The sequence below is a fragment of the Arcticibacterium sp. SM2516 genome, assembly GCF_057914865.1.
The window spans coordinates 2,634,327-2,649,413 of sequence record NZ_CP195290.1; the positions used below are offsets into that span (position 1 = coordinate 2,634,327).

At 39.0% G+C, this 15,087-nt stretch carries 6 protein-coding genes; 3 read left to right on the forward strand and 3 right to left on the reverse strand.

Annotation, left to right across the window (positions count from 1 at the left end; genetic code table 11):
- Positions 1–66: 66 nt before the first annotated feature.
- Complete coding sequence (locus ACSBFT_RS10980; RefSeq protein WP_489604657.1) at positions 67–1,524, reverse strand: Gfo/Idh/MocA family protein; 1,458 nt, start codon at positions 1,522–1,524, stop codon at positions 67–69.
- 140 nt (positions 1,525–1,664) lie between these two features.
- The gene (locus tag ACSBFT_RS10985; protein ID WP_489604658.1) at positions 1,665–4,442 is read right to left on the reverse strand and encodes a T9SS type A sorting domain-containing protein; all 2,778 of its coding nucleotides are present in this window, start codon (positions 4,440–4,442) and stop codon (positions 1,665–1,667) included.
- Positions 4,443–4,693: 251 nt separating this feature from the next.
- Between ACSBFT_RS10985 and ACSBFT_RS10990 the strand changes: the two genes are divergently transcribed.
- Positions 4,694–6,358, forward strand: a complete 1,665-nt coding sequence (locus ACSBFT_RS10990) for a 3-coathanger stack domain-containing protein (protein ID WP_489604659.1) — start codon at positions 4,694–4,696, stop codon at positions 6,356–6,358.
- Between the two features lie 21 nt (positions 6,359–6,379).
- Here ACSBFT_RS10990 and ACSBFT_RS10995 read toward each other — a convergent pair whose 3' ends face one another.
- Positions 6,380–8,515: an alpha-amylase family protein gene (locus ACSBFT_RS10995; RefSeq protein WP_489604660.1), complete on the reverse strand. Its 2,136-nt coding sequence runs from the start codon at positions 8,513–8,515 to the stop codon at positions 6,380–6,382.
- Between the two features lie 168 nt (positions 8,516–8,683).
- Here ACSBFT_RS10995 and ACSBFT_RS11000 point away from each other — a divergent pair, with 168 nt between their 5' ends.
- Positions 8,684–10,342 (forward strand): tetratricopeptide repeat protein, encoded by a 1,659-nt coding sequence (locus ACSBFT_RS11000; RefSeq protein WP_489604661.1) that lies wholly within the window; start codon positions 8,684–8,686, stop codon positions 10,340–10,342.
- Positions 10,343–10,592: 250 nt separating this feature from the next.
- A complete protein-coding gene (locus ACSBFT_RS11005) occupies positions 10,593–15,086 on the forward strand; it encodes a SprB repeat-containing protein (RefSeq protein WP_489604662.1) in 4,494 nt (1,497 codons plus the stop codon).
- Position 15,087: the final 1 nt, after the last annotated feature.

A 15,087-nucleotide genomic window follows, 5' to 3' on the forward strand; every position in this document is an offset into this window, starting at 1 on the left:
AATTAAAGCAAAAGCCCTCCAAGAATTTTTCTTGGAGGGCTTTTCAGAACACTATTTCACCTATTCCTATATCAATTTCCAGCCGTCCCTGTACTTACGACTCACAAATTTGTTGGCCTCGTCGTAGTTGGTCACTTTCATATTATCACCATCCCACAGTAATTTCTTACGACCTTCATACTTCCTTCCTCTACCGCTTCCTGAAGTACTTTCTTGGTAACTTCTGATGGCCAAATTACCCATAATTACGGTTTCTGTCAATGGACCTGAATAATCGAAAGAAGATGTCAGTCCTTTATGCTCTTTACTTCCAAAACCTGCCTTAACAGCCTCAACCCAGTTGGTATGATGACCATATTCCGACATATCAGCGTTTTTCATGCCAGCGTTATATTCCTTAGGCACTTCTAATATTTCACCAGAATTCAAGTAGATTTTAGCTCTTTGTCCATAAGACGTACACACCATTACTCCTTTTTCTCCTTCCATGATAACACCATTAGCACTATCAGCATCCCCTACACTATGATCAGCAGGAATAATATCTGGGTGGAAAGGTCGAATTCCGCCATCTGACCACCTCATGGTTACTTCTTTCTTATTTGCTGCCGAGGCAGGAAATTTCACTTGAACACTAGAAGAAGGTGGACAACCTTCTGGGATATACTCCGCTTCCCAGTCTTTTAAGAAAACCTGTCCTACACTACACTCTACCTCGGTAGGGTACCCTAATTCTAAAACTCTAAATGCTGGGTCAATCAGGTGACAACCCATATCTCCTAAAGCACCAGTTCCAAAATTCCACCAGCCACGCCATTTGAATGGATGATAAAGTGGGTGATAATCTACCATGCTTGCTGGCCCTACCCAGAGATCCCAATCTTTAGCTGAAAGTCCTGCTGGCAATGGTTTCTTTTCTGTTGGCACAGGAATTCCTTGTGGCCAAACGGGTCTGTTAGTCCAAATATGTACTTTATCAATATCACCTAACAAGCCAGCTTTAAACCATTCAATCATTTTTTGCTGTTCGGGATTAGAAGCACCCTGATTTCCCATCTGAGAAACCATCTTGTATTTCCTAGCCGCTTCGGTAAGCATTCTGGCCTCATAAATATTATGAGTCAGCGGTTTTTGCACGTAAACGTGTACGCCATTTTGCATGGCTGCCATAGCCGCTATACCGTGGTTATGATCTGGCGTAGAAATGGTTACACCATCAATGTCTTTCTGCTGGTCAAACATCTCTCTAAAGTCCTTGTATATCTTGGCCTTAGGAAATAATTTGATAGAACTAGCAGCTTCATTTAAATCTATATCACATAAAGCCACCACGTTTTCCGAACCTTTGTTCCAAGCATTTCTAATATCGCTAGAACCTTTCCCTCCAGCACCAATAGCCGCCAAATTCAATTTGTCGCTAGGGGCTTTAAATCCTTTACCTAAAACATGGCGGGGAACAATGTAAAAAGAGCCGGCAGCCAGGGCTCCTTTTTTAATAAAATTTCTTCTAGAATTTTTCTTCATTGATAGGGTGTTTTTGTTTTTTTTATAACAACTGCAATTTCATTTAATATGGCAAACCAGGAAGTGAGGCACAAAAAAACGTTATAATGACTACCTAGAGGCAGATTTCATCGATAACAAAAAGCTAAAACTTCGCGATTCTAATTCTTCACAATTTTGTAAGTTTTTGTGGATTTTCCAATATTTAGTTTGATAATGTAAACACCGGCATCCTGTTTATTCAAAGCCCTAGAAAGCCTTTTTTCTATAATCACCTCATGCCCTCTAGCCTTTTGTAACACATCACCGTTCACATTAAAAAGTTGAAGTTCTATGTGAGAACCTGTATTTTTCTCTATGCCCAATTCTAGCTTTTGACCGGATGGATTTGGGAAAATTAATACCTTGTCAATTTCAGAAAAGTGAACCTTAGAAGTGGCAGGCTGTAACATAAATCTACTCATCACTGGAAGATGGTCGGAAGTATTATCCGGATAGCCATCTATGTTCACAAATGGAAGCTGAAGCTGCGTACCATCCTTCAAAACACTATCAAAAAGCTCGTTAGATACCATAATATGATCTATCACATTATCATATCCAAAGTAAGATTTTTGCCTAGTATCACTTAACACTTTTGTCAAAAACTTATAATTCGTTTGGTCTTCCACAAAATTGGCATACGTAGACTTCGTTTGCCCTGAAACCACCGTTTCGTCCACATCGTCATTAAAATCACCGGCCATAATGATAGCCGCCATAGAGAAATGTAAGTCCAAGCTGTCTTTTAAAACCGCTATATCTTTCATTCTCATGTCATAAACCAAATCTTTTTCATCGCTATTTCTATTGGCTCTGGCATGAACACCTATAATATGAAGCCTTCGGCTTATTCCGTCAACTTTTACGTCGCACACAAAAAGAGCAGGAAATCTTCCACTCGCCCAAAACCTATCGAAACCCTCTGGGTAATCGTTGATAACAGCAGTACCTTTTAGCAAGGCCTTCATCTCTACCATTTGTACCGTTTCATTTTTATAAACAAAACATACCCTTTGAGCAAAATCGGGGTCGCCACCACCAGAAACCTCAGGTGAACAGATACCCTTATAATTCTCCAGACCAGCCACTAACTCTTCAAAAGCATCTAAACCTGTAATTTCTTCTAAAACGAAAACATCGGCATCCATATCTTTCATTACTTGAATGGCATTTTCCATTTGAAGAGACTCGTTCCTAGGTCCATTTCCAGCACTTCCAAACCACTCTAGATTCCAAGCAGCTAAATCAAAAGTGTATTCTTTGGAAATATTTACCGCAGGCTGAGGCATAATACCTAGACCTTCAATGTCGCTTTCGAGCCTAGGATAAATTTGAAATTGGTCTCTATATTGCCCCACCACGCCAGTGATGTTAAAAGCTCCTTGAGGTTTTTCATGACCGTCAATTTTAGTTTTTGACCATATTCTGGCAGGAACTACCCTACCATTTTTAACTACACTTTCATTAGAATTAGGTAGGAAAACAAAATTGGCATCTTTCATAATTACTCCTTCTACCTTCACGAGCTCTCCCGTATGATTGGCTATATCTTCCAATTTAACCAATTTAGGCTTAAGTATCTTTTTGTCAAAAATCTTAGCTCCTTTGAGAGAATCTATCAATAATACGGACTCTTGATTTAGCTCAGATAAGACCCCGTTAAATTGAACGCTATCTCCTATTTGAAAACCAAAATCACCTTGGATTCTAATCCCGCTTGTTTCGTCTCCCAAATAATTGAAATCAGAAAACTCTTGTGCAGAAGCAGAGATTACGCCCGACACCAAGACAGAATCTCCAAGCTGAAGTGTTTTAGCATGAATAATGGGCAAACTACAATCTGCTCTTAACTGAAAAATGGAATATCTAACCGCTACATGATCAATAACCTCCGCCCCATAATTATCAATACTGATGGTGAATACACCTTCCGGTTCTTCTATTTTACTTGAATGTAATTTGATATAAAAGGGCTTATAAAAACTGTTACTTGTAGAATTAAAAGTCAATTGGTCTAACCACGTAATTCCATCTTCAGAAAACGCCAAGGCATTTGCTGAAGGCGACCACAGATTCAATAGGTTTTCTGGCCAGTAGGCATTTAAAACTGCTGGAAAGACTGTTTCCTTTTCACATTCAGACCTAAAAGCATAGCGATTTTCTGGCATTGTAAGCTCCACAGACATACTCCTACTTAAACTGACCGCCTGCGGCCAATTAGTAGCTACTCTTATTTCATCCAGCGTAAGAGAAGGGGCTTTGCTCCCGCTCCCCTGCCTAAATGCCAAAGTAGCTATGCCCGTGGCATCACTCTCCCCCTCATTGGCTTTAACGGTTCGCTTGGGCTCTACTTTTGTTTCTGTTTTTAAAACAAATAGCTCTACGATATCATCCGATTTGGTTGCTTCCAGAAAGGTATACTTCAAAACCAATTGGTAAGTGGTATTCTTCTGAAAAACCTCTGAGGTATAATTGGGAGAATTAGAGGACTTACTAAGTCCAAACTGGATGCCATCGCCATTACTTTTGCTAAATATCCTTGCCCTGAAGTTGGTACCTAAATCTTTAGCTCCTAAATGAAAAAAGTAATCACCTTCCGTAGAAGCTTCTTCCAGATTGACCAAGAAAGATACATAGACAGCACCTTTGTTTTGTTCTTCAAAATTTTGATGAAGATCCTGACCTCCACCCGCCAACTTTACGCCTGAATTTAAAACCGCATTACCAAAACTTAGCCCCTCTGCAATGACGATCGGATTACTTCCTCCGCCGCTGTGTTCTGTCCAACCCAAACTGGAGAGCGTGGTTTCTTTTGGATAAGCAAAAGATTCTGTGAATAATTGACTTTTTCCCAGAATACTGGAAAATATAAAGAGGATAGAAAAAAGATACTTCAAGCGTTATAATTTAGCTCCTAAAGGTCTGAAATATATTTATTGATACTTACTAAGCATCCGATTAAAAATGTATTATTGTAATTGAAGATTAATGATAATCCTAATTAAAAGAATAACTGCTTACTGTCTTCCGAAAACAAATTTCGCCAAATTGACCAAATCAAATGATTAACGTCACTTCCCCTTTTGTAACTACTTCTTCCTTCTATATATTTGAGAGAACCTTCTTTAAATAGTTACCAATCCATAGAATGAACACGCAACTAAAAGTATTACTCTTCCCTATAATTATTCTCTTACTTATTTCGAACCAGTCTTTTTCTCAAACAAGATACTTTGTAAAAGCAACGGCATTAAACGATTTTGGAGATGGATTATCATGGGAGTCCGCTTTTAAAAGCCTTCAAACGGCACTTACCAATTCTCAGGCTGATGACGAAATATGGGTAGCTAAGGGCATCTATTATCCTACTACCAATTCAGATAGAACAATAGCTTTTGAAGTTCCAGATAGTGTAAAAGTTTATGGAGGTTTCAAAGGCACAGAACTTTCTGATTTCAACTTAGACAATCGTAATTTTTCTCAAAACATAAGTCAATTAAGTGGGGATATTGGCTATAAAAACTATCAATCAGATAATTCTTACCACATTTTAAAAACATTAAATGTAAGTTCTGAAACCGTTATAGATGGATTTAAAATTTCCAAAGGAAATGCAGATAACATTTCTGCCAGTTTTCAAAACAGAGCTGGTGCAGGTTTATACAATCGTGGCACCAATTCTAAATTTCCTTCAAGCCCCATTCTTGCAAATTTAACTTTCTCAAATAATATTGCGAAAGAAGGAGCAGCAATTTTCAATGAATTTCATACCTCAATGATTATCAACGATTGTATTTTTATTAACAATACAGCAAATGTAGGTGGTGCAATCAATGTTCAAAACTCGTCAAATACCCTTCACGGTAAATCGAAAACAAAAATTAACAGATGTCTTTTTGATAGTAATTATGCGACTATTGGTGGTGCTATTAGATTTGACTGCAATAACGGAGATTGTAGACCTTTAATTGAAAATTCAAGTTTCGTAAATAATGAAGCCGACAATCAAAACCCAAACGTTACTGCTGAAGGAGGGGCTATATCTATTTCTAGTTATCAAGGAATTTCCTACTTGACTGCAAGAAGCAGCATTTTTGTTGGAAACAATTCCGATTATGGAGGAGTTATAAGTTTTAGTGCTCCAAACGGTATAAATTCTTCTAGATTTGAGAACGCTACCTTTTTTGGAAACACTGCTGACAAATATGCCGAAATAGCTTATAGTTCTGCTAATTCCGGACATTCTAGCACCTATTTCAGTAATTGTATCATAGCTGGTGACGTAAACACGAATATTAGACATTTTTTAAGCCTATACTCCACCGTTTACATATCATACTCTATGGTTAACTCATTCAACTGTGCTTTAATGGGTTCCGGAACCTTTTGTCAAAACACAACAATTTTTGACGCAAACCCAGAATTCATAAACTCAAACAATATCTATGGAAATGACAATATAATTGGAACATCAGACGATGGATTAATGCTCTCAAATACAAGTGATGCTATTGAAGCCGGGAGCAAATTTAACCTCCAATACTTCTCTGATATAACCGGTCAAAAACATGTCAACTTACCAGATCTTGGTGCTTATGAAAACCCATGCCCCACAATTGATAATTTCACCTCTATTCCTAACATAAATGAAAGTTACGCTTCTTACGCTGCTAGTCAAACGCTAAGTGCTATTAACACCATCTCGTCATCAAATGTTTACTACCAAGCAGGTAAACACATTCTCTTAAATCCTGGATTCAAAGTAGAAGGGGTCATTTCTTTCGAAGCTAAAATCAACAATGCTTGCCCATAAATAATTGGCTTTACTAAAAACCTACTCTATCAACAACCACACATAACCCTTGGCAGGAATTGTTAATTCATAGTCGATAGAATAATCTCTATTAAGTGCGTGAAAAGTAGCTTCTCCCCCATTCAATCTCACATTAGCGTTATCTACTAATCCTGTATAATATAGCGGAATATTAATATTTCTTTCTATGGACCCTAGCAGTGGATTATACAGCATCACCAAACCCTTTTGAGGTAATTCTGCATTCACATGCATGATGCCATCCCAATCCCGTCCATCAGCACGTCTGAGGTGAATAATGTCTGAATTAAGTATCTCACGGTAGTTTTTATACCACGTTATGGTTTCTTTTACTACCTGCTTAGTCTCTTCTGTGTCATAAAGCCGTGGTCCTCTATAACAAGCCTGAATACCAGCACCATAATACTGCATCATCAGTTGTTTATAGTCGGTCAGATGCTCCGCCAAAGGTTCCAAAACAGCTTCTGGACCTCCGCCTTGATATTTGGTCAATGGTACAAAACCCCAACCCATAGACGGCGTCTTTTCCCATGTACCATCATAGATATTCTGACGATTTAGAATCTTTTGTTGCTCTCTGGACAGTGAAAAATTCACTTCTCTGTAACCCAAAGCTATTTTATGCGAACCGTCTAAAAAGTACCAATCGGGTGCATTAATATAAACACCTCTGGCATTTAGCCATTGATAAAGCTCTTTTTGAAGTTCCATTTGTACCCATTGCGAATCATGCAAACCTTCATGGCCAGGATGCGAAGTACTCGCACAAACATCGCCAGGGTAAGGACCATCATGCTCTAGTAGGTCAAATCCTGTTTCTACAATGAACTTCTTAATACTCGCTAAATAATTTAACCCCCACTCACTGGCTAAACATGGAGCATGCCCAAACGTTGCAGCCGTATTTGGCAAGCCCGTCACCGGGTCAATCACGTCGTTTTCATCATCAATACTTCTACTGCTAAACAGCGAGTAACCTCCCAGTTTTATGCCTTTACTATGGGCATAATCTGCCAGTTTCTTAAACTTTGCAATATTCTTCTCAGAAGCATCTTCCATAATAAGACCACTTCCAAAACTCAAAATCACCATCTCGTATCCTGTTTCTACACACTGGTCTATCACCTCACGCACCTTGGTGTCATCGGTACTGATAAGGTGCATGAAAATCGGATTTTGATTCGTCCAGGGAGCTATGGTTCTGTACATTTTCCTGACAGCTAAGCCTTGACGCTCTTTATCATAATTATCATGCAAAAGCTCATAAGACCTAATGGAGGTATAGGTTTTCTTAGCTTTTAAGTCAATTCCTACACCTAAACTAGGATATATTTCAGCTACACAGGGCGTTGTCAATGCATAATTCACTTGAGAAGTATAAGCCGAATCCACCTTCCAGTGCGTGGCTTGGTCGCTCAAACGATATTTCATGGCATTATTATAAGCGAAGTTGTTTTCGATGTAGAGTTTTTGAGGTGTTTTCATTTGCTCTGGCGTACCCACCACAGCAGACTCCTCTTCTACAGTGGCTAGTATTTCATTGACTACTTGGTCTATTTTGATAGACTTAGCACCTACATTCTCCATGGTCAGCCATTTAGATATTAGAGGAATACCATCATAAATAGCATAGTGGATGGCAACTTTAACATCCTTCAAATCCATAACAGGAGCGTCAAAATACAAGGTCAATTCTTTACCCGTGGCTTTACTATCATCGCTAGTCCAATTTGTACTTTTCGTAGGAAACGGCTGACTCAGTTCGCCAATGGTATACGTTACATACTGAAAATCCTTTGGATTTGCGGAAAGCCCAGAAAGCCACTCTTCTAGGAAATAGCCATGTTCCTTTTGCCCATAAAGTCCACCTATATTATAAGTTTTTCCATCAATTTCGATTCTGGCTTCTGGGCGTAAAGACCGTATAAACTCATCGCCTGTTTGGAGGTTTTTGAAACTTGTGGTTGACACATTTTTATCAATATTTATAGTTCTTGATAGCAAACCATTCCGTAAAACGATGTTATTCTTGCTTACTACAATTTGAGCTTTTTCATCAATCGGGTTTACAAGCCAATCGACCTTACTCTGAGCAACAGAAAGAAAAGGAATAAACAATAAAAAGAGGTACTTCATAAATTTTGGGTTGAATTTATAAAGTTAAAAAATTCTAATAATTTAAGACCATTTTTTATCAGCAGGTACCTCAGCATGGTAAGGTTTCTGTACATACTTTCAAATATTACGTATAACGCTACGGAATCAATATTTCAAATCACTATTTTTAGTTATCCTTAAAAGTCTATGCGAAAACTAACCTTCTTGATCTTTTTTATTAACCTGAGCACTTATGCTCAATATGAAGCCTACTTAAAACTTAGTCCCGACGAATTGGATAACACGTTTATAGATAAATGGCACATGACCTTTAATAGTGAAGATGTAGATACCGCTACCTACATGCCAGAAATTAGGTCAATTAGACGATTTGCAGTTGAAAACAATGCTGATTTCCTAGAATTCATGATGGACATAACTGAGTTGAAGCTCTATTTTGGGTCCTCAGAAATTTCAAAAGATTATTTATTGAATCGCTTATTGTTTTTTCGAGATAAAACGATTGACAGGGAAAATAAGAATTTTGAAGCTTATTTAGAATTCATGTTAGGTGATTTCTATCTAAAACGAGCCAAAAATTACGAATTAGCCTTTGGTCACTTTGAAAGGGTTTTAATACTGAACCAATCTTTAAATAGTATAGAACACCCTACCAAGTTTAGAGAAATGATAGATCTCACCTATATCTATTTCAACTTTGATGAGATTGCCAAAACCATAGAGATATGTAAGAGTGCAATACAAGAACTGAATGAAGAGCAAATCTCGAATAGCAAGTATTACCCGTATAATTATAATATGCTGGGAGAATCTTTCAAACAACTGAATCAAAAAGACTCAGCATTTTACTATTTAGAAAAAGCTCTAGAAGCTTCAACAAGCACGCTAGACACATTTAGTATGGGTAGCAGCGAAGGCTATCTAGGAAAGCTTCATTATAAACATCAAGAATATGAAAAAGCCATTACACATTTAGAAACTGGCCTTGGTTATTTAAAATCAATAAATGAAGATATAAGAGAGCAAAACTCTCAAAGAGCCGCATTAATAGACGCTTACCTAAGAACTGGTCAACAAGAAAAAGCAAAAAAGATAATGCTTGAATTAGAAGAGCAAAACCCATTTACTACTTGGCAGGGATATCGACCTGAAACTTATCGGTTAATTTCTAGATACTATATTCGAACAGGGGACATTAAAAAGGGACTTGCCTATCTGGATTCCTCGCACTATTGGCGAAATCAAAACAAGGTAGATTTTGACACTAAGAAATTACTGAGAATACAACAAAAAAAGGAGCTTGATAAGTTTACTGCGGACAGGGAAGCTAAAATATTGAAAAGAAACGTAATTATTGGTGGACTAATACTATTGTTGAGTTTAGCCTTATTTATTTATTATACCAATGTAATGAACGCTAGAAAAAAGCTTTTTTTAGCGAAAGAAGAGCTAAACCAAGCTCATATTTATCTAGATAATTTCAAAGCAGAAATCCTTGAAAAAACACGACTATTAGAACAGATTAACAGCCAAAATCAGGATGAGGAAATTTTACAAAAACTACAAAAAATAACCATCCTTACTAAACAAGAATGGAAACAATTCAGAGAACTCTTTGACAAAGTACACGTTGGCTTTATCTCAAGACTTAAAGCAAAGTTTCCTATGCTAACACCTTCAGAAGTTCGATATTTAACACTGACAAAGCTTGGATTTAGTAATGAAGAAATAGCTTTTACTTTAGGTATTTCTCCCGCAAGTGTTAGAAGCACGCCGTATAGGTTTCGAAAGAAAGCAAACCTTCCAGAAGACACAAACATCTCAGAATTAGTAAATTATATCTAACTCTACAGTCCGAAACTTCCAAATTGCGACGCTTTTGCGACGCTTAATTTTTCATTCCATCCGTCTTAATTGCTAGATTCGGACATGTTTAATTTTGTCAAAGCCAATTGGAAACATATTAAAATAGTCCTTTATATCATTCTAGGATTTACCTTTTTGATATGTCTTGTTTGGTGGTGGTTTGACAAACAGTTAACTCCTTTAGAACTAGAAATTTTTTCTTTTTCTGATAATTAATGGAGGAATAGTCATGAATAAAAAAACACTTTCAACAGCTGTAAAAGTTGACATTGGTATATTTCATACCTTCAATAAATTATGGCTCAAATGCTCCATATTTAAACAATATAGAGTCATTTTACTTATTTTATTTTGGTGCAATGCTAACCACAGCTTTGCTTCACTGAATAAAACATGGATTCCTGAAACCCCTATTATTAAAGCGGATAGCCCAACTTCCGTTTGCCAAGGAAGTACCAGCACATTATCTGTCGATTTGCCCGCAAGCCCAAACTGTGCAGGAGAATATAAATGGAGCAACGGACAGATTGGCACTTCGGTAAGCATATCTACATCGGGATCGTATAGCGTTAAATGTGAAGAATTAGGGGAACTTTCAAGTGCGAGCAACGTCATCTCGGTAAATATTAAACCTATTCCAGCCGCCCCAACAGTATCTGGCGGTGGAGATTTTTGTTCCCCTACTACCAGTACAGTATTGAGTGTAAGTGGCTGCTCTGGCACTATCACCTGGAGCACAGACGAAGACACGCCTACCATCACGGTTTATTCCTCTGGAAGTTATTACGCCCATTGCAGGGTAAATGGCTGCTTATCTGAACAGTCAAACACCGTCAATGTAAATTTTTATAATTCTCCTGGTGCTCCTATCATAGGATCTAGCAATGGTTCTGAGTTTTGTCAAGGTGAAAACACCACCATTTCCGTTAATTCATCTTCCAGTCCAAACTGTTCAGGCACCTACATTTGGAACACAGGTCAGACAGGAAGTAGCATCACGGTCTCTTCGAGTAATACCTACTCTGTCAGGTGTCAAGAAACAAATTGCAGCAGCCCTCAAAGCAATGCCATTACGATTAACGCCAAACCTAAACCAGCAGCACCCACGGTATCTGGCGGTGGAGTTTTTTGTTCCCCTACTACCAGTACAGTATTGAGTGTAAGTGGCTGCTCTGGCACTATCACCTGGAGCACAGACGAAGACACGCCGACCATCACGGTTTATTCCTCTGGAAGTTATTACGCCCAATGCAGGGTAAATGGCTGCTTATCTGAGCAGTCAAACACCGTCAATGTAAATTTTTATAATGCTCCTGGTGCTCCTATCATAGGATCTAGCAATGGTTCTGAGTTTTGTCAAGGTGAAAACACCACCATTTCCGTTAATTCATCTTCCAGTCCAAACTGTTCAGGCACCTACATTTGGAACACAGGTCAGACAGGAAGTAGCATCACGGTCTCTTCGAGTAATACCTACTCTGTCAGGTGTCAAGAAACAAATTGCAGCAGCCCTCAAAGCAATGCCATTACGATTAACGCCAAACCTAAACCAGCAGCACCCACGGTATCTGGCGGTGGAGTTTTTTGTTCCCCTACTACCAGTACAGTATTGAGTGTAAGTGGCTGCTCTGGCACTATCACCTGGAGCACAGACGAAGACACGCCGACCATCACGGTTTATTCCTCTGGAAGTTATTACGCCCAATGCAGGGTAAATGGCTGCTTATCTGAGCAGTCAAACACCGTCAATGTAAATTTTTATAATGCTCCTGGTGCTCCTATCATAGGATCTAGCAATGGTTCTGAGTTTTGTCAAGGTGAAAACACCACCATTTCCGTTAATTCATCTTCCAGTCCAAACTGTTCAGGCACCTACATTTGGAACACGGGCCAGATAGGAAGTAGCATCACAGTCTCTTCGAGTAATACCTATTCTGTCAGATGTCAAGAAGCACAATGCAGCAGCCCTCAAAGCAATGCCATTACGATTAACGCCAAACCTATACCAGCAGCACCCACGGTATCTGGCGGTGGAGATTTTTGTTCACCTACTACCAGTACAGTATTGAGTGTAAGTGGCTGCTCTGGCACTATCACCTGGAGCACAGACGAAGACACGCCTACCATCACGGTTTATTCCTCTGGAAGCTATTACGCCCATTGCAGGGTAAATGGCTGCCTATCTGAGCAGTCGAACACGGTCAAAGTAAATTTTTATAATTCTCCTGGTGCTCCTATCATCCAAGCGACAAACCAAGCCAAGTTTTGTAAAGGAGGAAATACCATCCTTTCTATTAATACCTCATCCAGTCCAAACTGTGCAGGTACCTACGTTTGGAATAATGGTCAAACTGGGCCTAGTATTACCGTGACTGGTAGTAACACTTATTCTGTTATTTGTCATGAGACTTTATGCAGTAGTCCTAAGAGTAACGAAATCACGACCAAGCTACTACCGAGCCCTAGTTTTGAAATCGCCAAAGATGACATTTCCTGTTACGCCGCCAATGACGGTAATATTTCTATAACTCCAATAGGTGGAAATGGCCCTAATTATAGTATCCAGTGGAAGGATACCGAAAAAAGAGATTTCGAAAGAAATAATCTTAAAAAAGGGACTTATACCTTCACAGTATTTGATAATGAAGGATGTGAAAACGCTAGAAGTTTGGACATTTATGAACCCACAATCCCTTCTGCTTCCTTTTTCACAAACCCTATCACGTGTTTTGACGACGCCAATGGACAATTATTTCTAGAAGCAAGCGGAGGAAATGGCGTTTATTTCTATCAGCTGAATGGAGGTGCAGTCATACCATTTGACGAAACTAACAAGACCGCTATGAACGGGTTTGCTCAATCCTTAAATCAAGTAATCATCACAGACCATAGAACCTGTTTGGTTAAACAATTTAGTGGCATTGAATTTATCAATCCAGCTCCAGTTGTTCTCAACCTGGTTCAAAAAATAGAACCCAAGGGTTATAATACAAATGATGGGAGCATAGCTTTTTCGGTCATGGGTGGTACTGGTGAATACGAAAGTTATAATTGGAGAAACGAACAAAATCAGCTTTTAGAAACAAAAACTCTTTCAAGTGGCCCAGTTTCAACACTCCATTCCATAGGAGAAGGCACTTACGCTTTACAGGTTATTGACAGTCATGGCTGCTCTGCTCTTTCCTCTGAGTTCTTGGATGCCCCATCTCAAATTACTGGTGAATTCATCATAGGCCCTGTCTCCTGTTTTGGACAAAACGATGGCTCCTTAGATATCAACCCTTCTGGTGGTGTGCATGAGCAAAACTCAGAATCAGGATATTCCATATTATGGTATAAGGTGGAGGCGTCTGGCGGAGAAACCAAAATCTCAGAAAACACTGCGGCTCAAAACATAAATGCTGGAAATTACTTTGTTACCATAACCGATGGCAATGGCATTAGTATAAAAAAAGAAATAGAAGTTACAGAGCCAGACCTAATTGAAATAAACCTTTTACAACAACTCAACAATTACTGCGAAACCTCAAATAAAGGCATTTTAGAAATCGACATTAAAGGTGGAACTAAGCCCTATCAAACGTCGTGGTCTAATCAATCTAATAGCACCTTAAACACCGATTTACCAGAAGGCGATTACACCGTCATGGTAACAGACCAGAACAACTGTACCGCTGAAGCTAATTATACGATCGAGAAAGAAACCATTCCTTTTTCCAGTTCAGTTGCCTTAACCGAAGCCCTTTGTTTTGGGTTATGTGAAGGCGTATTTACAGGTCAGGTAACTGGCGGAATAGGCCCATTCACTTATTCATGGGAAAACTTTGCGGAAAGAGGGAGTCCAATGGAGATAGAACATATATGCGAAGGTGAATCCACTGCTTTCATCGCCAAAGATGCTCTAGGATGCGAAGCCCGTTCAGAGCAACTGACGATGACCTCACCACCAGAAAATGAAATCATATTGGACGACCAAGAGGTTTGTCCAACGAATTTCGTAGTTGACGGTACACAAGCGGAGTGGGCTGTTTCTTACTTTTGGGAATCGCCCAGAGGTGATGTCATAGAAGGCCCCACGCTAACAGATGACACCACGGGCTTTTACTTACTTCAGGTGGTTGATGCCGATGGATGTCAGTCCTTTAAATCTATTGAGGTCTATGCCGACCGCTCGGTGAACACCTATATAGCCGCTCCTTCCGTAGCTCCAAATTATGACCATGTGGTTTTGGTTGACATTACAGAACCCATACCTACCAAAGTGGAATGGCGACTCCCCCCATACGCCAATGTGATATCGGAAGAAGAACACAAACTGATACTTCAATTCACAGAAATGGGCAACTATACCATTGAAGCTTTCCTCACCATAAATGGCTGCGTTTTCCCCGTTACTCAAGAAATAGAGATTATAAGCAAAGCTTTTTATGACGACAAGGGCTTCCCTGCTCCCACAGGAGTAAACTATGCAGAGCTTAAAGTATTAAACAATCCAATTATAAATAATGAGCTGACCTTAGATATCACTTTAAACCAAGAAGATGCCTATGCTATCATACTCATACAGGCTGCCAACAAAAAAGTAATTTTCAATAAATCCTATGAAAATGATAAAGTCGGACAAGTCTCCATACCACTGGATGCTCACCTTTCCCCTGGACTTTATCTCGTTCTGCTTCATACCACAGAGGGCAATATTGCCAAAAGAATAGTCATCAGATAGA